General features: G+C 62.1%; 14 protein-coding genes. 7 read left to right on the top strand and 7 right to left on the bottom strand.

Features of this window, described 5'->3' with window-relative positions; translation table 11 throughout:
- Positions 1-153: 153 nt before the first annotated feature.
- A complete protein-coding gene (locus PLU72_17125; GenBank protein HOT29902.1) occupies positions 154-882 on the top strand; it encodes a hypothetical protein in 729 nt (242 codons plus the stop codon).
- A gap of 15 nt (positions 883-897) precedes the next feature.
- Complete coding sequence (locus tag PLU72_17130) at positions 898-1251, top strand: tetratricopeptide repeat protein (protein ID HOT29903.1); 354 nt, start codon at positions 898-900, stop codon at positions 1249-1251.
- A 15-nt stretch (positions 1252-1266) separates the two neighbouring features.
- Here the strand turns inward: PLU72_17130 and PLU72_17135 are convergent, their stop codons facing one another.
- The 6 genes from PLU72_17135 to PLU72_17160 all read right to left on the bottom strand — a co-directional run bounded on the left by PLU72_17135 (position 1267) and on the right by PLU72_17160 (position 10092).
- Entirely contained in the window at positions 1267-1974 is a 708-nt protein-coding gene (locus PLU72_17135) for a GNAT family protein (GenBank protein HOT29904.1), read from the bottom strand.
- A gap of 128 nt (positions 1975-2102) precedes the next feature.
- Entirely contained in the window at positions 2103-2969 is an 867-nt protein-coding gene (locus PLU72_17140; protein ID HOT29905.1) for an NlpC/P60 family protein, read from the bottom strand.
- A 136-nt stretch (positions 2970-3105) separates the two neighbouring features.
- Positions 3106-4536, bottom strand: a complete 1431-nt coding sequence (locus PLU72_17145) for an ABC transporter permease (protein HOT29906.1) — start codon at positions 4534-4536, stop codon at positions 3106-3108.
- Between the two features lie 27 nt (positions 4537-4563).
- The gene (gene metH / locus PLU72_17150) at positions 4564-7965 is read right to left on the bottom strand and encodes a methionine synthase (protein ID HOT29907.1); all 3402 of its coding nucleotides are present in this window, start codon (positions 7963-7965) and stop codon (positions 4564-4566) included.
- A 29-nt stretch (positions 7966-7994) separates the two neighbouring features.
- Positions 7995-9848 (bottom strand): bifunctional homocysteine S-methyltransferase/methylenetetrahydrofolate reductase, encoded by a 1854-nt coding sequence (locus PLU72_17155; protein HOT29908.1) that lies wholly within the window; start codon positions 9846-9848, stop codon positions 7995-7997.
- 52 nt (positions 9849-9900) lie between these two features.
- The gene (locus PLU72_17160) at positions 9901-10092 is read right to left on the bottom strand and encodes a hypothetical protein (GenBank protein ID HOT29909.1); all 192 of its coding nucleotides are present in this window, start codon (positions 10090-10092) and stop codon (positions 9901-9903) included.
- A gap of 19 nt (positions 10093-10111) precedes the next feature.
- Between PLU72_17160 and PLU72_17165 the strand changes: the two genes are divergently transcribed.
- Positions 10112-10822 (top strand): site-2 protease family protein, encoded by a 711-nt coding sequence (locus PLU72_17165; protein ID HOT29910.1) that lies wholly within the window; start codon positions 10112-10114, stop codon positions 10820-10822.
- 78 nt (positions 10823-10900) lie between these two features.
- Positions 10901-11461, top strand: coding sequence for a hypothetical protein (locus tag PLU72_17170; GenBank protein ID HOT29911.1), 561 nt, complete (start codon positions 10901-10903; stop codon positions 11459-11461).
- A 352-nt stretch (positions 11462-11813) separates the two neighbouring features.
- On the opposite strand, the gene PLU72_17175 is transcribed toward PLU72_17170, so the two are convergent.
- Positions 11814-13190: a mannose-1-phosphate guanylyltransferase/mannose-6-phosphate isomerase gene (locus tag PLU72_17175; GenBank protein HOT29912.1), complete on the bottom strand. Its 1377-nt coding sequence runs from the start codon at positions 13188-13190 to the stop codon at positions 11814-11816.
- A 174-nt stretch (positions 13191-13364) separates the two neighbouring features.
- Here PLU72_17175 and PLU72_17180 point away from each other — a divergent pair, with 174 nt between their 5' ends.
- From PLU72_17180 to PLU72_17190, 3 genes are all read left to right on the top strand, one after another.
- A complete protein-coding gene (locus tag PLU72_17180; protein ID HOT29913.1) occupies positions 13365-14585 on the top strand; it encodes an MFS transporter in 1221 nt (406 codons plus the stop codon).
- Between the two features lie 243 nt (positions 14586-14828).
- Positions 14829-16643 (top strand): M3 family oligoendopeptidase, encoded by a 1815-nt coding sequence (locus PLU72_17185; GenBank protein ID HOT29914.1) that lies wholly within the window; start codon positions 14829-14831, stop codon positions 16641-16643.
- A 102-nt stretch (positions 16644-16745) separates the two neighbouring features.
- On the top strand, positions 16746-21158 hold the full coding sequence (locus PLU72_17190; GenBank protein HOT29915.1) for a DUF2339 domain-containing protein: 4413 nt from the start codon (positions 16746-16748) through the stop codon (positions 21156-21158).

Below are 21158 nucleotides of genomic sequence, written 5' to 3' on the forward strand. Positions count from 1 at the left end.
GTCTATAGTAACACCTTCGGGTCTTCGAGTCAACACCCTTTTTCAAAAAAAGTTTCACATCGAATCCAAAGATGCCTCCTGAACGTTCCTATTGATGTTTCCAGCTTTCTTGGAGTATAAGATATTCATACATACCGTCCTGGGGGAAGACACATGCGTACACTGCTCAAAGCCCCATTCGCCATTATCCTCTGTCTCGGAACGCTGACATCGTCCGCGCCTGCTTTCTCCTCGGATGACGAGCAGCTTCTCGCCATTCCGTCCGCCATTTCCGAGCCAGCAACGAGCCCCGCAACGACTCCCGTCGCCGAGCCTCTGTCAGAAACGCTGATCGGCCTTCCCACGGAACAGGCGCTCAGGCAGCCTCCCCGACAGCAGGTGAAGCCGACGACGGACCCGGAATCCCTGATCCCCCTCCCCTCCGAAACGAAGTCGACGGACGGCAACGCTTCTTCGGCAGTCCAGCCCAACCAGGATCAGCCTCCGATCGTCATTTCCACCCCCGGAGAGGACGCCGAAATTGTCATCAGCGGCCAGGCGCCGACGATGGCCGACCAGCCGCAGACGGGGACGAAAACCGGGCTGCCGGTTTTCCCGAAGGACACCAGTTCGGCGATCTTCATGGTCATGAAAACTTGGGAGTGCGACAATTACGACGGTCGCACGCTTCTGGAACACGCCATCAGCGTGTATGGCAAGGAATCGGAAGACGCGTTCTCGGTGAAGGGGATGGACGCGCTCTCGCCCTTCAAGGTCACGCTCAAGGAGAGCGATATCACCCTCGACGAACTGCTTGACGTCGTTTCCCAGAAAGCTCGTATCGACTGGGGGGTGGACATCGAGCAGAAAACCATTTATTTCTATCCAACTCACCTGCAATGATCCGGAGGAGCTTCGATGACTGACCAGGAATGCCAGAATGACGTCGAACAAGGAAACGCCGCGCTGACATCGGGCAATTTCGCCGTGGCCCTTGCCTGCTACCTGCGAGCTCTCGACAAACAACCGAACGATGCCCGCATCAATTCGAAGGTTGGCGTCGCCTATTACAAACTGAAGAATTATCCCTTCGCCATCAAGCACCTGGAATATGCCGCCGAACTAAAACAGGGAGACCGGGATATTTTATACACGCTGGGGCTCGTTTACATCAAAGCCGGAGAAAAAACCAAAGCCATGTCGATGTATGACCGGCTGAAGAAAATCAGCGTCGACAAGGCCGAGGAGCTGTATAAAGCTATTTACAGCTGACCACCGGGCGGGACGTCAGACACCAAGCCAGCCTCGAGCTATCCAGGACTCTGCAAGGCGGTCGTATTCCTCTTCGAGCATCGCATACTGGATCTGGTCCTGCCAGGAACCAGCGATGAAGAGTTCGCGGCGATGCAGGCCCTCCCGGATGAACCCGAGACGCTCCACCAAGTGCTTCGAGCGGTGGTTCTTCGGCTGAATACCCGCCCAGATTCTGTGCAGGCGAACCTCTTCAAAGGCGAACGAGACGAGCGTCGCGAGGGCTTCCGTCATCATTCCCCTGCCGGCGTGGCGCTGGTCGATCCAGTATCCAACGCCCGCGGAACGTATTATGCCCCACTGCACCGTATGAAGGGCTATTCGCCCGACAAGCGGGCCACAGGCATCTCCGCGTCGACGAGTTCCGACGTCACCGCCGTTGAGGCGTTCGGGCGCGGGGGCCCGCAGGAAAATGCCGAGATCGAGCCTCGTACCGCGTTTTGCTTCCTGGTTTTCCAGGAAGATGCTGCGGCGCACGTCGGTCTCGGAGAATCCCTCCGGCACGGTCGGCATCCAGGGAGCCAGCCATCGGCGGTTGGTTTCGAGCAGTCGTTCGAGTTCGGGCGCCTGTCGTGCGGAAAGCCGCGCGAGCATGATCCGCTTCCCGTAGAGGCGTCTGCCCGGAGGGATCCATTGGCCGAAATGCATCCCGACGGAACTTCTCTTACCCATACCCTGGAGCATATCACGTCTCCGGCAGCGGACGAACTTATTTCGCTCCGCCGGAATTCGCCGCCGGCGTCTCAGGCAGAAAGAGAATCGCCGACCCGGCCTTCCGGATCGGCGATAGTATCGCTAGCGATATACAAATGTCATGCGCCGGGAGGACGGACCACGTAGCGTGGAATCCAGCCGTCATAGTAGCCGGCAACCGGATGGATCGCGCCGTGATGCGCGCTGGAGCTGTTCGACATGCACATGCCGTTTCCAAGATAGACGCCCACGTGGTCACTCGGGCTCCAGAAAATGACGTCACCCGGTTTCATCAGGGCTGTCTGGATTTTTCCGGAATCAGGGTTTCCGTTCGAGGGAACCTTCGCCCAGCCGAACTCATTCATCAGGCGCCTGGTGAGGTTCACCGCAACCAGTTCTTCCCATCCCTGGGGAACCATGCCGGCAGCACGCAACACTCTCGACATAAGCCATGCACAGGCAACGTTTCCACCGCCTGGTCCGCTTCTGGAGCTGTATCCATCGAACTGACGGCCTGCGGCGACCATCTTGGCAGCGCTTTCGGAATACAACTGGTTTTTCAGAGACGCGATGCGGCCTCGGATGGCATCCATGCTGGAGGCGGCCACTCCGCCCTTCGCCATCTTGCTCAGAAGCCCCGGGTTCGTTGTTTTCCCGGTTTTCGTATCTTTGCACAGCTTGTCCAGATACGCGATGGCTTCGGCGGAACGCTTGTAATCTCCGCTTTTGAGATAGGCCTCGAGCTGGGCGAGGATCTTTTCGACCGTGTCGTGCGCCGTTCGGGCTTCGGGGGTTGCCGATGCGAGCGGGTCACCCGGCGGTGTCGGCTCGGGACCGATGGCGTTCGACTGCTCGAAGGTCGGAATCTGGATATCGTTGGATATCGCCGTCGAATCGACCTTGCCGGTGAATGGGTTCTGGGCCCAGGCGGGAGCGAGACAAAACACGACCAGCGCGGATACCATCAGCGATTTTCGCCACAACATACGTGCAACCTCCTGACGAACGGAGCGGATTTTCTTCTAAGCATTGTACCCGATTCCCCCCGGGGGGGCGGAAGAGAGGCATCGCAACATTTCTCGGACCTGCCATGCGCGCAACAGACGCCGACAGCGGCACGACTCAGGAATGGGGCTCCAGCGTTCCCCGGCGAAGGTGGATCTTTCTCGAGCAGAGTTCGTCGGCAAGCCACTCTTCGTGCGTCACGAGGAGGAGAGCGCCGCCGTTTCCAATGAAGGCGCGGAGGAGAAGAATGACGGGGCGAAGGGTCATCCTGTCGAGATGTGACAGAGCTTCATCGATCAGGAGGAGATCCGGCCGGACGGCCAATGCCCTGCCGAGCGAGACCCGGGCTGCTTCCCCTCCCGACAGGTTTCGCACCGGTTGGCCGAACATGGGCAACAGGCCGAGGGTCTCTCCAAGCCGTTCCGCGCGTTCTCGTCGTTCTTCGGCGGGAACGCCCCGGATTCGCATTCCAAACTCGATATTCATGCGGACCGTTCCGTCGAACAGATACGGCCGCTGAAACGTGAGAATCGGCGTTTTCCATGCGTGGTCGACGACGCCTGCATCCGGCGAGGCGAGGCCGGCCATGATTCTGAGGAGCGTCGATTTTCCCGAACCGGAAGCGCCCATCAGGGCCGTTCCGCCGGACATCTCGAGCGTTGCCGAGAGGTTGTCGAACAGAATGCGTTCCTCGAACCGCACCGATAAACCGCGGATTTCGACGGGCGGAAGTTGCGGGAACACCCGGTCCGGGTCGTTTCGCGTGTCCGATGCCGCGCCGCGCCGGCAATCTGAAGGCGCATGCGGTACCGGGGTGGTCTCCGGAACGAGCCGCCGCCCGCGCCAGGAGATCCGGTACTGCAGATACTGGACGGCAAGGGTGTTCGCAAGCGCAAGAAGCAGGAGGAGCATCCCGAGGGCCATCGCGAGTTCGGTCTCGCCCTTTCCCATCTCGAGCGCCATCGCGGTCGTGAGGGTGCGAGAACAGCCCTTGATGTTTCCGCCGAGGATCATGGCTGCGCCGAGTTCGGATATCACCCTGCCGAAGCCGACGCAGACGGCGACGGCAAGCGCCCCGCGGCACTCGAGTGCGAGAAGAAAGAGGAGCTGAAAGGGCTTCGCGCCGAGATTTTTCGCGGTTTCCACGAAGTCTCTCGGAACCTGCTGGAGAGCGGATCCTATAAATACCGTCAACAATGGAATAACCAGAAGGAGATCGCCCGCGACGATTGCGGCCGGCGTGTACAAAAGTTCGAGCCCCCCGAGCGGTCCGCGGCGCGACAGCAGGAGGTAGACGATGGTCCCCACGATCACCGTCGGCACCGAGATCATGGTTTGCATCGCGATCAGGATCATCGCGCGGACGCGCGGGCGGCATGCGTGGATCAGCCCGGCAAGGGGAAGCGCCAGGAGAAAACCGAGGATCGTCGCAACGATCGCGATTTTCAGAGAAAGACCGAGGATCGCGAACGTTTCGACATCGAGCCTGGCGAGTCGACCCAATGCCCCTGCTGCGATTTCCGCGAGAAACGCGCCGGAATCAGTCACGACGCCGGAAGTGAGATTTCCTGCACGTCACGGCTGGAAGTAGCGCGCATCGGGATGCAGCGTCTGGAAGCCTGAGACGGAGAGTTCGGGAACCATCTGGCAGGTTTCCGTCAACGAGATGCCGATCCGGTCGGCCTCCAGCAGGCGAAGGACGTCGCGCTGCGCCGTGAGATTCGGACACGCCGGGAAACCGAACGAGAAGCGGAGCGCGCGCGGCGGCACCGCCTGTCCGGCCAGGTCTTTCACGGCCAGCTCTGCCGTCGCCGCAGCCGCGCGCTCTGCCAGCTCGACGCCGAGGCCGTGGATGTGCAGGTAGTCGCGATACTTCTTCGCCTTCATCAGGCCGGCCTCTTTTTCGGCGACCCGTGGGCCGACCGTTGCGGCCCAGAGAACGATCACGTCTTCCCGCGCCGAGGAAAAGAAGTCGGCGACGCACAGTCCCGGCTCGTGCGCCTGGCGCGGGAAGGCGAACAGGGCCTCCGTTCTTCCGGTCTCGTCGAGGATCATGAGCTCGTTTCCGGCGGCTCTGCACCGAAAGAAGCCGTACACGCCGCGGATCTGGAACAGGTCGTCCCGGCGGGCCGCCGCGACGGTCGCTTCGAGGGCCGGTTGCGCCTCTTCCCGGAGGTGCTTTTCATACTCGGAGTCGGAACGATTTCCCTGTTTGTAGCCCCACCTGGCCTGGAACAGGACGCGGGTGTCGAGCCGTTCAAGGAGCGAGTCGAGGGAGTGCGTCACGCGGCGGGTCCCGAAGAACGGGGGATACCAGACGGTCGGCGACTCGAGAACGGATCGGCGGGGGGTTCCGTGCAGGATCGGCACGGGGCGGTCGGGCGTCGGACCTGGACGCGGGGCCGCAGCGCTCACGACGGGGGCGGAAGCGGATGCCTCTGCGGCACCGGCTTTGACGATCCCGTCCATGATGCGAAGGCCATCGAAGGCGTCGGCGGCGTATTGCACGCGCTCTCCGTAGATGGTCCGGAGGTCGGACTCGACATACTCGCGCGTCAGGGCCGCCCCGCCGAGGATCACGGAGGGCCGCAGACCGCGGCGGAGGAGCTCCTCGAGGTTTTCCTTCATGATCTGAGTCGAGCGCACGAGCAGGCCGCTCATGCCGATGATGTCGGCGCCGTGTTCCTGCGCCGCCCGGATCATCGTATCTATATCGACCTTTATACCAAGGTCGATGACGCGGTACCCGTTGTTCTCGAACAGGATTTTCACGAGATTCTTTCCGATATCGTGGACGTCGCCGCTGACGGTCGCGAGGATGATGGCGGGCCCCTGACCGGCGTCCTTGCGGCTGAGGTGGGGTTTGAGCAGGCCGACGGCGGCGCGTACGATCTCGGCCGACTGGAGGACGAAGGGCAACTGCATCTCGCCGCGCCCGAACAGTTCGCCGACCTCGCGCATGGCCGCGATCAGGTGATCGGTGATGATCGTTTCGGGGGCGATCTCATGGCGCATCGAGTCGAGGATCGCCTCGATGCCGGTGCGGTCGCCGTCGAGCACCTTGTCGCGAATCATCTCCGCGGGCGTGCGGTTCCGGTCGGTATCCGCACGGCCGGCCCGTGTTTTGGCGGCGCCGGCGAACGCCTGCATGTATGCCCCGAGATCGGAACCGTCGCGGGAGGCGTCGTGAAGCAGGTTCAGGGCGAGTTCCCGTTCGCGGGGAGGGATCTTGAAGGGCGGGAGAATTCCCGCGGGGTTGACGATCGCCATTTTCAGGCCATTCGCGACGGCCTCGGAGAGGAACACGCTGTTCAGCACCTCGCGGGCTTCGGGAGCGAGGCCGAACGAGACGTTGCTGACGCCGAGAATCGTGAAACAGCGCGGGAACTCGGTCGAAACGGCTTTCACGGCATCGAGGGTTTCGCGGGCGGAGGCGCGAAGTTCGGGGTCGCCGCTTCCGACCGTGAACGTGAGGGTGTCGAAGACAAGATCCTCGTCGCGCAGGCCGAATTCGCGGGTGAGGACGTCGTGGAGACGACGCACGACGGCGAGCTTCCGTTCGAGGGTCCGGGCCATGCCCTTTTCATCTATAGCAAGACATATAAGAGCCGCACCGTAGTCACGGGCGAGTCCGGCGACCGTGCGGAGCTTCACGCCTCCGTCCTCCAGGTTGACGGAGTTGATGACGCAGCGGCCGCCGTGGCGCTGGAGGACCGCCTCGATGACGGCGGGGTCGGTCGAGTCGATCATGAGCGGCAGTTTCACCTGTTTGGCGAAGCGGGGCGCCAGTTCGCACATGTCGGTGATCTCGCTCCGGCCGACGTAGGCGGTCGAGAGGTCGATCAGATGGGCTCCACCGCGGGCCTGTTGTTTGCCCATGGCGGTCATGCCCTCCCAGTCGTTCGCGAGGAGGAGGTCGCGGAACATGCGGGAGCCGTTGGCGTTGGTGCGCTCGCCAACGAGGCAGGGGGGCGGCTCCTGGATGAAACCGACGGAGCCGTACATACTGGCCGCCGAAGCAACCGGCCTGACATCGCGGTTTTTAGGCGATATCGGGCCCACGGCAGCGGCGACGGCGGCGAGATGTTCGGGGGTCGTTCCGCAGCAGCCGCCGACGACGTTCACGCCGTATTCCTCGACGAACCGCTTCTGGAAGGCGCCGAACTCGGCGGGCGGCAGGCGGTAGACCGGTTTGCCGTCGACGTTCTCGGGCAGGCCGGCGTTGGGCATGACGGAGACGGCCTTGCCGGACGATTCGGCCAGAACCTTCACGTGGCGCATCATTTCGAGCGGCCCGGTGGCGCAGTTGATGCCGATCACGTCGATCATGCCGAACGGTTCGAGCACGGACTGGACGGCCCCGATATCGCTTCCCATCAGCATCGTGCCGGCGGCCTCGAGAGTGACCGAGACCATGACGGGGCGGCGGGCGCCTTCCTGGCGGAACAGGCGCGCCAGGGCGTTGAGGGCGGCCTTCACTTGGAGGAGGTCCTGGCAGGTTTCGACGACGAAGATGTCGGCACCGGCGTCCCACAGGCTGCGCACCTGTTCGACGTAGATAGCGGCCATCTCCTCGAAACCGATGTGGCCGAGGCTCGGGAGTCTGGAGGTCGGGCCGATCGAGGCGGCGACGAAGCGTTGTTCCCCGGGGCAGCCCGTCTCGAGCGCCTCGCGGGCGATGCGAACGGCGGCCTTGTTTATAGCATCAACTTTATTTTCGAGGCCGTATTCCGCGAGCGTGAGGCGGTTGGCCCCGAACGTGTTGGTCTCGACGGCGCGGCAGCCGGCGGCCACGAAATCGGCGTGCACCTTCCGGACGGCGTGGGGCGCGAAGAGGTTGAGCGCCTCGTTGCAGCCGTCGAAGCCGCCGAAATCCGCCGTCGTCAGCTGCTGGCGCTGGAGGTTGGTTCCCATCGCGCCGTCGAAGACGAGGATGCGTTCGCGAAGGTGAGCGAGGAATCGTTCGGGAGTGATCATCGGGCGGTTCCTTTCGGGGTTCGGGCAGGTCAGCGCTCGACGGCTTCGAGCACGCGGATGACGTTCGCGACGCGGCCGAAGGGGACGCTGATCTGAACCCCCTGAACGAGCGGCCTGATCTTTCTGAGGGCCTCGATGGCGATGCTGATACCCTCCTCACGCTGGGCCTCGGGCGTGGCGGCTGCACGCATGCGGGCCATGATCGACTCGGGAACGGAGGCGCCCGGCACCTCGTTGTTCATGAACTCGGCGTTCTTGAGGCTCGACAGCGGCCAGATTCCGGCAAGAACAGGGATTCGGACGTGCGAGATGCGTTCGAGGAAGCGTTCGAGCAGGGCTGGGTCGAAGACGGGCTGGGTGATGGCGAACTCGGCGCCGGCGTCCACCTTCCATTCGAACCGGCGGATTTCCTGGTCGAGATCGATGGCGCCGGGGTTCGCCCCCACGCCGATGAGCAGGGCCGAGGGTTTGCCGATCGGGTTGCCGCCGAGATCACGGCCGTGATTGAGCTGGAACACGACGTTCGTGAGGCCGATCGAGTCGATATCGAAAACGGCCGTCGCTTCGGGATAATTGCCCATCTTGGGCGGGTCGCCGGTAATGCAGAGGATGTTGCGAAGGCCCAGCGCGTGCGCACCGAGCAGGTCGGACTGTATGCCGAGAATGTTGCGATCGCGACAGCAGTAATGGAGGACGGTCTCGATGCCGACGTTCTTCTCGATCAGCACGGCAAGCGACATCGGGCTCATGCGGGCCGAGGCGCGAGGGCCGTCGGGAATATTGATCGCATCGACGCCGGCTTCCTTCAGCTGTCGGGCGAGATCGACGGTTTTTTCCGGATCGCAGCCCTTCGGCGGGGTAAGTTCGGCGCTGACGACGAAACGGCCGTGCGCAATCTTCTCGGCAAACCGCGATTTCGCCTCGATGGGAACGGCCTTGATTTCGGGAAGTTCGCTCTCGGGCGCCCTGGCCTGAGCCGGCACGACGACGATCTTGCGCTGAGGCGGCTCGAGGGCCTTCACCGCATTGCGCACCCACCGGATATGTTCGGGGGTCGTTCCGCAGCAGCCGCCGATGAAGCGGACGCCGACCTGGATGAACCGTTTCGCGTACTCGCCGAAGTAGGCGGGGTTGCAGAGATAGATCATGCGTCCGTCGACGGAGCGCGGCATACCGGCGTTCGGCTGGACGATGAGGGGTTTGCGACAGATCTGGTGGATGCGCTCGATCGCATCGAACATCGCCTTGGGGCCGACGGAGCAGTTGAGACCGATGATGTCGGCGCCCCAGCCCTCGAGTTTCGGGGCAAACACGTCGGGAGCGGTTCCGTAGAGAGCGTTCCCATCCTCGTTGATCGTCATCGAGGCGACGATCGGTTTGTCCGTGAGCCTGCGCACGGCGCGGATCGCCTGGTGGATCTCGTTCAGATCGTAAAACGTCTCGAGGATGAACAGGTCGACGCCGCCGGCAAGCAGTCCTTTCACCTGCTCGGAGAAAGCCTCTTCGGCCTCTTCCACGGAGGTCTTGCCCCAGGGTTCGAGGCGGATGCCGAGCGGTCCGATCGAGCCCGCGACGTAGACCTTGTCGCCGGCGACCTGGCGCGCGATCTTGACGCCCTGGAAGTTGATGGCTTCGATCTTATCAGCGAGGCCATGGGGGGTCAATTTGAACCGGTTCGCGCCGAAGGTGTTGGTTTCGATGACCATCGCCCCGGCGTCGATGTATTCGCGATGCACCTGCTGGACGAGGCTGGGGTTCGAGAGGTTCAGTTCGTCGTACACCTGGTTGAGGTAGATGCCTTTGGCATACAGCATCGTGCCCATCGCGCCGTCGAATACGACGGGATGTTCTTCGTAGAAAGCGCGAAAATCCGGAAGAGGCATGTCAGATCCTCCAAAAAAGGTGCCTCATATTGGGGGAAGACCCCATCCCCTGTCAAGAGAGAAACTCGGAACCGGATTCCATCACGTCGCCGTTCGTGCTGAGCCTGTCGAAGCACGAAAGCCGTTCACTCTTCGACAAGCTCAGGATGAACGGCTGGATTTCTATCGCCGCTCTGCGCTTCGCGAGGCTGTAAGCCGTCTCGCGCGCGAGGAAGGAACCGTGATACACTGAATCTCGTATCACCAGGAGGTGCCTTCCAGAGATGGCCTATGCCCCTGACCCCATCAACGTTCTTTCGCTCGATCTGCCGGCGTTCATCATCGGCATCGGATTTCACGAATTCTGCCACGCGTTTGCGGCCGACCGGCTGGGCGATCCGACGCCGCGCGAGGAAGGCCGGGTCAGCCTCAATCCCATCGAGCACCTCGATCCCATCGGAACGGCGCTTCCCATGTATCTCGCCCTGACCGGGGCGCCGCTCGCGTTCGGCTGGGGGAAGCCGGTCATCGTCGACCCGACGAGATTCAAAGACCCGGTCCAGGGATACGGAATCGTCTCGATCGCCGGGCCGCTCGGCAACCTGCTGATCTGCATCGCTCTCGGGCTGGTCATGCGTTTTTCGGGCGAAAATTCGGCCGCCCTGCAGTATATGACGACGCCCACCGGCAATTATATATATCGACTTATATTCAGAGTCTTCACGATGAACATGGGGCTGTTCCTGTTCAATCTCCTGCCCATCCCGCCTCTCGACGGGTCGAAGGTCGTGATGTGGCTCGGCGGGGAAAAGGCGCGCGATGCCTACGATGCCGTCCGCCCCTACAGCCTGCTGCTTCTGATCCTGGTGCTCGCGTCGGGAATCGACCGGTATGTCCTGATTCCGATGTTCATCAAGCTGACTCTCCTTCTTTCCGGCCCGGGAATGGCCCAATATGTGTTCTCGCCGGGGGCATTTGTCGCCGACTTTCTCTGACCGCTGTCAAGGGCAGGGAATGCGTCGGAGACGTCGGAACGGTATACTTGAAGAAATGGATTGAAAAAGGAGGCAGGTATGCGCAATCGTCTCATCGCTCTTCTCGCGGTATGTCTCGTTCTCGGGTGTTCGCTCGGCGCGCTCGCCGAAACGCAGCTGTCGTCGGTGAAGCAGAAGGAAACGCCTTATCTCGTCGGCATCGGCTTCGCCCTGAAGTCGCTCGAGGAGTATATTCCTTCGACGCTGCACGTGAACGTCATCCGGCTCACGGATCTCCAGACCGGCCAGGAGACGAAGCCGAGCTTCAAGGCGAAGCTCGAGTTCGGCGCCGACGCGTATCCCGTCAAGATCATCAGCCCCGAGCCCGAGAAGTTCGAGGCCGACATCATGGAGCCCAACGCGAAGGAAAAGGAGCTTGCGACGCCGATCGGCCATATCACGCTGGGCGTTTCTGTTGCGGACGGCAAGCCCATCGCGACCGGCACGCTTCGCATCAAGACCGCGAACGAAAAGAGTTCAGGCGAGTTCACTCTCCTTCTGAACGCGCTCGCCCTTCCGAACAACGAGAAAAGCGGCACCCGGCTCGAAGGGTCTCAAGGCGCTGACGCTCCGGCCGCAGCCGGTGACACTGCCCGCTGATCCTCGAATTCATCAACCTCTCCGATCCGGTATCGGAGAGGTTTTATCTTCGCTCGCCACGGACATCGGCTGGAGCAGTCCAACGACAAGAACAGCGAATCACTGCGTGTCTCCCCTTATTGAGTCCTGCAGAATGAAAAACAACCGTTCGTCCTGAGCCTGTCGAAGGGCGAAATGAGAAACCATCGGCAAGTTGCTGTTCGTGCTTCGACAGGCTCAGCACGAACGGTATCGAGCATGCACGTGATTGCCGTCTAATTTGAGAGAGGTGAGTAGCACCCCTGAAAATTCCTCCCGGCAGGTTCGATCGAACATGCCGGGAGGGGTTGTCCAAGCAGGAAGGTCGGAACGATCAACGCCCGTAGATATCGCCAAAACGGATGATATCGTCTTCTTCGAGGTATTCGCCATTCTGGACCTCGATTATTTCGAGTGGTATTTTTCCCGGGTTTTCCAGGCGATGTTTCGTCGACTTGGGCACGTAGGCGGATTCGTTCTCGTGGACGAAACGCACCTCATCGCCAATCGTCACGCGGGCGGTTCCGCGCACCACGACCCAGTGTTCCGACCGGTGATAATGCATCTGCAGGCTGAGCCGCTGGCCGGGCACGACCGTGATTCGCTTGATCTTGTGGCGCTCGCCTTCCGAAAGAACGACATACTCGCCCCACGGACGATATCCCGTCGTGTGCTCGGTGGCTTCCTTGCGGCCGGCGTCGCGCAATTGTTTGACGACCTGCCGCACCTGCTGGGAATCGCCACGGCGGGCCACGAGCAGGGCGTCGTCGGTGTCGACGACCAGGCAGTCTTCGAGGCCGATCGTCGCGACAAGCCGCTTGTCACCCATGACGAGCGTGTTCTTCGAGTCGATGGCGATGACGTCGCCTTCGCAGACGTTCCCTGCCGCATCTTTCTCGTGCACCTCGTACAGGGAATCCCAGGAGCCGATATCGTTCCAGGCGGCATGCAGCGGGATCGTGACGACACGTTTCGATTTTTCCATCACGGCGTAATCGATCGAGATATCGGGCATCTCGTTGTAGGCGGGAAGAATCTCGTCGTAGGTCACGCCGAGCCGCGAGGCGACCTCCGGGGCGAGTGCGGCGAGCTCGTCAAGCATGGTTCCGAGGCTGAAGGCGAACATGCCGGAGTTCCAGTAATAGCCGCCTTCGGCGATATACGCCTTCGCCGTCGCTTCGTCAGGCTTCTCGACGAACCGGATCGCCTTGTGGCTGGCAGAGCCGGGTATCGGCTGCTTTTCGCATTGGATGTATCCGTATCCGGTCTCGGGGCGCGACGGCACGACGCCGAACGTCGCGATGAAGCCCTGTTTTGCGGCTTCCTCGGCGGTCCTGACGGCCTTGATGAACTCATCGCCCTGCTGGATGAGATGGTCGGAAGGGGTGACGAGGACGACGTCGTCACGGCTGCAACCCATCTTGTCGAGGCAAAATTTGACGCCGAGCCCGATCGCCGGAGCGGTATTCCGCATGGCGGGCTCGAGAATCAGATGAGGGCATTCCGGCAGTTGCGAATTGACGAAAAACTTGTAGTCGCTTCCCGTCATGACAACAATGTCCTCAAAACCCGCAACGGGCAGAAACCGCTCAGCAGTCTGGCGCATCAGCGACTCCCCGCGATGAATGCGCAGGAACTGTTTGGGAAACAGGGTCCGTGAAAGCGGCCAAAGTCTCGTTCCGGAACCGCCTGCAAGAAGAAGGATCTTCATCATTCGCTCTCCCGTTTTGCGAAGTAGATACAAGCCGATGCACCGCCGTTCAAGCGGCGGAAGTATACCAGATTTTCAGCGCAACACCCACCTCGTGCGCCCTTCGAATTCGAACCTGCCTGTCGAAAAACCGAAGAATGAGGTGTATCGTATCTTCGCATCACCGGAGTGCGGATGAATACCTACGTTCTCATTGCCCTGACCTTCTCGCGGCCGATACGCGACATGCTGGCGGCGCAGTGTCTCGCCGCGCTCGGAACCGGCATGTTCAGCGTGCTGTTCAACCTGTATCTGAAGTCCTCCGGCTACGCGGAAGACGCGATCGGCAGGATTCTCGCCATCCAGGCCCTGAGCGCGGCGCTGGCATCGGTTCCGCTCGCACGTCTCGCCGACACCGTGTCGCGCAGGGCATGTTATATATTGAGCGTGATACTTCTTGCCACGGGGTACATCCTTGCCTCTTCGACGACATCGTTCGGGCTCCTGGTCGTCGCGGCGTCGCTGTGGGGGATCGGCTCTGGCGGGCAGATGGTCTCGGTCCAGCCGTATCTTCACGAGCACAGCCGGCGACGCCAGCGGTCGTATCTCTTCAGCATGAATTTCACCCTGACGCTGACGATGTTCATCATCGCAGGTCTGCTCGCCGGCTGGTTGCCGGCCGTCGCCGGCAGGTTCGGACTCATGGAGGCGCTCTCGGAGCCTGAGCGGCTGCGCCGGTGTCTCCAGGTCGGCGCTGGTTTCGCCGTCCTCGCGGCGTTCTTCTCGCGAAGGCTCAAGGAACCGGTCAGACACCACCCCGCGAGCCAGGCCGCGACGTCCGGGATGCATCCGGAACCGATTCCGCCCCGATCCCTGATCTTTCGCTACGTCGTCACGACCGCCCTGACGGGGGCCGGCGCAGGGCTGATCGTTCCATACTTTAATTTATATTTCCGCGACTGGGTCGGAAGCGGCGTGTCGGAGATCGGCACCGTCTTCGCGCTTTCCCAGCTGACGACGGCGATCGGCGGGGCCCTCTCGCCCCTCATGACGCGCCGCGTGGGGCTCGCCGCCGGCGTCACGCTCACCCAACTGGCGTCACTGCCGTTCATGCTCGTCATGGCCCACACGCACGAGTTCCTGGTCTGTGCCGGCTGCTTCCTGTTCCGCGGTGCCTTCATGAACATGGGCATCCCGATCAGGGAACAGCTCATGATGGCGCTCGTCCCCGCCCATCTCCGGGCGAGCGCGGCGGCGGCGGAAAGCATCTCGTGGTTCCTGTCCTGGGGAATCGTGATGTCGTTTTCCGGCACCCTGATCATTCATCGGGGCTATCCGTTCTGCCTGTACACGACGCTCGTGCTGTATACCGCATCCAGCGTGCTGTTCTGGTGCTGGTTCCGGGAAAAGGCCTGACCGCCTTCCTTCCCTATCGATTCCTGCTGAACTGAAGCTCCTATTCGCCCTGAGCCTGTTGAAGGGCGAGAGGCCGTTCATGCTTCGACAGGTTCAGCACGAACGGAACTCGGAAGCCGACGTTCGTACTGCAGATATCAAGATGGGCTTGCAAACAGGTTGTTTGCGAATCTTTTCTTGAATTGTCGCGCCCCGGCGTAGTAAAAAATCATGTACACACTTTTTCCGCCACCGGAGGCATTCATGAGTCACAGCATGCACTGGGATATGACCCCGTTCTTCCCGTCATTCGGAAGCGCGGAGATGACGGCGTTCCGCGACGCGCTCGCCGCCGATATCGCCGCTCTCACTGATCGCGCCGCGCATACCCCCGGACTGAACGCACGGACGGCCAAAACCTGGGACGAGATTTTCCGGACTCATGAAAGCCTGTACGTCAGGTACACCCATTTTCTCTGCTACCTCGACTGCCTCGGCGCCACCGATGCCGCGAACGAAGCGGTCCAGGGCGAAATTGGCCGACTGGCCCTCGTCGATGCTGCCCTTCAGAAGCTCGACGTGGAGCTGAAGCGCGCGCTCAAGACCGTCTCCGATCCTGTCTTCACCTCTTTCATTCGCCGGAAGGACATGGCACCGATCGCTTACCATCTGACCCGGCAACGCGAAGATGCGCGCCGGACGATGAGTCCCGAGCTCGAAGTCCTCGCCGCCGACCTCGGCGTCGACGGGTTTTCCTCGTGGGGCAGGCTGTACAACACGATCGCCGGGAAACTCCGGTTCGAACTGGTGTATCCGGACGGCCGGCGCGAGATGAAATCGATGGCCCAGCGGACGGCCCTGATGGAGGATCCGGACCCGCGTATCCGGCGCGCCGCGTTCGAGGGCGGCAACGCCGCCTGGGAAACCTACGCCGACGTCTGCGCCGCCGCCCTGAACCATATCGCCGGCACGCGGCTCACGCTGAACGCGCGCCGCGGCGTCGAGCACTACCTCGACGTCGCCCTGTTCCAGGCGCGCGTTTCCCGGGCCACGATCGACGCGATGATGAAGGCGGCCGCGGGCGGCCGCGACCTGTGCAGCCGGTTCGCGCGCGTGAAATCCGCCAGACTGGGGCTTCCGGGCCTCGCCTGGTACGACATCGAGGCGCCGCTTCCCGTCGCCGACGACCGGAAATACGAGTGGACCGATGGCGTCGAGATGCTGGCGAAGGCCTTCTCACGCACCTTTCCCGAGCTCGGCGAGTTCCTGCTCCACATCCTTGAGAAGCGCTGGGTCGACGCCGAGCCCCGCCCCGGCAGGCGGCCGGGCGCCTTCTGCACGGGCTCGCCGCTCATCGAGGAGCAGCGCATCTTCATGACGTTCGAGGGCGGTTTCGGCGACCTGCAGACGCTCGCCCACGAGTCGGGGCACGCATTCCATTCCCAGCTGATGGAGAACATGCGGGCCTTTTCGCGCGCCTACCCGATGACGCTGGCCGAGACGGCCTCGACGTTCGCCGAACTGATCCTGACCGACAGCCTGCTGAGCGACCCAGCCGTGCCGGATACGCAGAAGGCGTCATTGCTGAACATCCAGCTCAGTAACGCCATCATGTTCCTGCTGAATATCCCGCTGCGCTACGAGTTCGAAAAAGCCTTCCACGACGAGCGCCAGAAGGGCGAAGTCGGCGTCTCGCGCATCAAGGAACTGATGACGACGACGCAGCGGCGCGTGTTCGGCGACGTGCTGCGCGAAGGCGGCGAGGATCCGCTGTTCTGGGCGTCGAAACTGCACTTCTACCTGACCGACATTACGTTCTATAACTTTCCATATACATTCGGTTTTCTGCTCAGCCGCGGCATGTATGCGATGCTTCGGCGCGAGGGGGCGTCCTTCCTTCCGAAATACAAGGAGTTTCTGCGCCTCTCGGGCAGCGACACAGCCGAAAACGTCGCAAAGCGCGCCATCGGCGTCGACCTCACCTCCGTCGAGTTCTGGGCCGCCTCGGTTCAAAGTCTCGAAGATGACCTCCGCCGCTTCGAAACGCTATTGAAAACAGTGCCCAATATGAAAAAGTAGCATCGCCAAAGATCTTTCAGTGTATAGTGGGGTGATAGAAGCAGAATTCGATTGAATACGGCTTCTGCATGAGCGAGGAAGTTTCGAGAGGGAGGTTGCAGGGTGGATCTGATCCTCTTCCTGATCGTGGCAGGGGTGTTCTGGTATGGCATTCGCTCCATTCGAGCGCAGCTGAACACAGGCGCAGACAAAAACGAAGCCGAGAATGAGCTGAAAAAGCGGATTATCAGGCTCGAACGCCGGATGGAACGGCTCAACGAACGTCTCGACATTTTCTCGTCCGAGCTCTGGGCATTGAAGAAAAACGCCGGCCTCCCCGCGGAACAGCAACAGGCTGAGCCCCTCGCCAAACCCGAAACCGTCGCGAAGTCCGCCGTGACGGCACCGCCCCTCGAACCGCCCACACCTCCGGTTATACCTCAAAAGCCCGCTCCTTCCTGGAAAGACCCGCTCGAATCTTCCGTGCAGCCCGATGAGGCGTTGGGAAGCGAACTGCCGGTCATGCCCGTCGAGCCTCTCCTTCCGGTCGTCATCGAGACGCCGGATCAATCCGTTTCGGCTCAACCGTCACCGACTCCCGTCGATGCCGGCAGGGAGTTATTCACACCCACGCCGGAAACGGCTGGCGAGTCACCCAACGTTCTATCGTCAGCGATATTCAAAGAGTCCCCAGAGGCTTCCCCCAGATCGTCGGCACCAGCGGACTCCGGCCCTGTGCCGCCCTCGGCCCCCGTTGCCGAAGAGAAACCCTTTGCCTTCGACTGGGAGAACTTTCTCGGGAAAAAGTTGTTCGCCTGGATCGGCAGTTTCGCGCTGTTCCTCTCGGCCCTGTTTTTCGTCAGGTATGCCATCGAGAACGACCTGGTCAGTCTCGGCATGCGGCTCGTGCTGGGTTTCTTCGTCGGCGCGGGCTCGATCGCCGGCGGCCTGTGGCTGAAACGCTACGGCTACCGTCAGACCGTCGACGGCCTGTGCGCCGCCGGCCTGGCGATTCTCTACGCCGTTTTCATCGCGGCGCACCGTCTGCCGGTCGGCGACCCGTTCATCGGCACGGCGGGCACGTTTTCGCTCCTGACTCTGCTGACGGCCGGCGCCTTCACCTTGTCGGTGCGTCTCGACTCGCTGTTCGTCGCAATTCTGGCGTTGGTCGGCGGTTTCCTCGTTCCGCCCTTCGTCTCGACCGGCCACGACAACCCGCTCGGCCTGTTCGCCTACGTGACGCTGCTGGACACGGGCCTCGCGGCTGTCGCCCTCCGGAAACAGTGGGGCGTCCTCATCACGCTCGGCGCCATCGGCACGATGCTGATGCAGGCCGGCTGGGTCTTCAAGTTTTTCGAAGCCGCGAAGGCCGTCACGGCCTGGCTGGTCTTCGCCTGGTTCCCGCTGTTCTTCACCGTCGTCGGACATCTCGCGAACAAACGCGGATGGGACGATCCGCACATCGTCCGCGTCGCACGTGTTTTCCCGCTGATCTCCATGTGGATCAGTTTTTATATTTCTTCAAAAATAGTATCTATCCAGCAACCCGACACGGAAATTTCCGGGCCGTCGCTGGTTTACAGGCCGTTTGCCATGGGGAACGGAGGCCTGGTCATGTCCCTTCCCTACTGGTTCTCGGCGCTAATCGGCTGGCAGGCGCTCCGGGACGCCGCAACAGCGGTCTTCGCGAAATACGCACACGTCATCGTCTTCCTGCTCACTTGGAACTGGACGACATACGGTTTCACGCCGGACGCAGCCGGAACGGCCTGGGTCCTGTTCGCGGCGTATCCCGCCTTCTTCTTCGCCCTCTGGCGGCTCGGCCTCCGGTCCGAGCGCGACGCCCCCGAGCTTTCGTCGAGCGCGCGCTGGTCCGGCCTGCTCGCCTTCTCCTTCAATCTGTATCAACTGTTCCAGCAGGAACTCGGGAACAGCCCGGCGCACATCTTCTCGCTGACGGCCCTGCTCGCGGTGGGGCTTGCCTGGCAGGCGATGAAAGACGAGTCGGCGGGCCCGTTCCATTTCGGCAGCGGCCTCTCGTCGTTCACCATCATTGCGCTCTGGGCGAGCATGTATGCTCTCAGGGACAACATGACCGCCGCGTATCTCGCCTTTCTCGGCTTCCCTCTCTTCTTCGTGGGCACGTCGAAGCTGGCGGCCGTTCGCGGCAGACTGGACACGAATCTGAAGACGGCGGGCCGCGTTTTCCCGCTTGCCGGCATGGCATTCGCCGCGATGACGGCAGGCTGGGAGCAGTATGGCTCGAGCCCGGCGCTTGCGTTTTCCCTCGTGTTCGTCATCGATCTGATCCTGGCCTGGGAGGCCCGCGGCGACCGCGAGGCCGCCCCGTATCACACCTACGGCTGCTGGGCCACGTTCGCCGTGCTCTGGATCTGGGGGCACCAGTTCGGCACGCCGGAAACCGCCATGACCGGGTCGGCGGCGTTCTTCGGCTTCACCGCCTTCTACGCCGCCGCCTGGAAAATCGTCCGACATCTGGACGGCGACGCCGATCACATGGCGTATCCGGCGCGCCTCGCCCCTCTCGTTTCGATGACCTGGGTCGCCTGGATGCTCACGCAGGATTCACTTGCGGCCCAACCGGTCAAAGTGCTGGGCCTCCTGTTCCTCCTCGATCTCATTCTGACCTGGCAGACGGTCGAGGACGACGGGGCGCGACCCTGGCACATGGGAGCCAGCATCGCCGGCTTCGCGCTGCTGATGACCTGGACGACGACGGCGCTGACCGAAGCGCTGCTGCCGATCGCCCTCGGGTTCTATCTCCTGTTCGGCGCCCTCCACGCGCTGCTGCCCATCGTCCTGCAGCGGCTGCGCCCCTCGGGCGATGCCTACAACTGGATGCACCTGTATCCCGCACTCATGCTCCTGATCATGATCGCGCCAATCCTGAACCATACCGCCGCGTGGCCGATCATGATGCCGGTCATCTTCCTCCTCAACTTCGTCGGGCTGATCGCCTCGTGGCTGTCGAGCGCGATGTGGATCGGGATCGTAATGCTGACGGTGACGACGGGCTGTTTCGGCGCCTGGATCTTCACGATGAAGGAAGTCACCGAACTCCCCGGTTTCCTCGGCGTGCAGGGGTTCTTCGCCGTCGCGTTCCATATCTGGTCACATATATCCTTCCCGAAGCAGGGCGAGAAATCGCTGTATGCGGGAACCCCCGCGTGGCTGAAACGGGTGCGCGAGCTGGCGTTCGGCCCGCAGGCCGAAGGGGAATCGGAGGCCGGCACATCCCTCGATATCGCGCTGCTGCCGTCGCTCTCGGCGTTTCTGCCGTTCATCCTGCTCACGATGGTCGTGCTCGTCATCAAAAGCATGCCCGATCCGTCGATGGTGTTCGGCCTGATGCTTCTGCTCGCGGTGATGCTGCTGCGCCTGACGCACCTGCTCGCCGTCGACGGCCCCGCAATCGTCGCCCTGATGAGCACGGCGATGGTCCAACTCTGCTGGCAGACGCAGCATTACAAGGGCGAGAACTGGCTCCTGCTCACCGCCTGGCACACGGCCATCTTCGTCCTGTTCTTCGGCTTTCCCCTGCTGTACCGCGAACGCATGCAGAACCGCACGCTCCCCTGGATCGCCGCGGCCGCATCGGGGCCGATCCAGTTTTTCCTGCTGTATCAGACGTTGACGACGGTCCACGGCAAGGCCTGGATCGGCGCGCTGCCCATTCTCTTCGCAGCCCCGTTCCTGTATGCGATGAAGGAGCTGGTCAGAAAGCTTCCCGAGGAACTCCCCGGCCGGCTTTCGATCCTTGCCTGGTTCGGCGGCACGGCCCTGTTCTTCATCACGCTCGCCTTCCCGCTGCAGCTCGACCAGGAGTGGCTGACGATCGGCTGGGCGCTCGAGGGCGCGGCCCTGTGCTGGCTGTTCATCCGCATCCCCCACCCCGGCCTCCGGCTCTGGGGCATCGCCCTGCTCGTGACGGCGTTCGCGCGGCTCGCCCTCAACCCCGAGGTGCTCGAGTATCACGCCCGCTCCGGCGTTCCGGTGCTGAACTGGTATCTCTATGCCTACGGCATCGTCACGGCATGTCTTATAGCAGGCGGAATATATCTCGCTCCGCCGCGCAACAAGCTGTTCGAGTATGACGTGCCGAAATGGCTGTTCTCGTTCGCGACGATCCTCGCCTTCCTGCTCGTGAACATCGAGGTCGCCGACGCATTCAGCCAGGGCGCACGCATCGACTTCCAGCTCAAGCTGAGCCGAGGCCAGGACCTCACGTATTCGCTCGCCTGGGCCGCTTTCTCGTTCATCCTGCTGATCGTCGGCATCTGGACGAAGCGACGGGGTGCGCGCATCGCGAGCATCGGGCTGATGGCCGTGACGATCGTGAAAGTGTTCCTATACGACCTGATCGATCTCGGTGGCCTGTACCGCGTCGGCTCGCTGCTCGGACTGGCCGTTGCGCTGATGATGGTGTCGTTCCTGTATCAGAAATTCCTGTCGGCGCCGGAAGAGGCGGATGCATCCTCGCCCGCCGACGCATCGAAGAAGGAGACGTTCGTATGA

This window comes from Candidatus Ozemobacteraceae bacterium (assembly GCA_035373905.1).
GTDB lineage: Bacteria > Muiribacteriota > Ozemobacteria > Ozemobacterales > Ozemobacteraceae > MWAR01.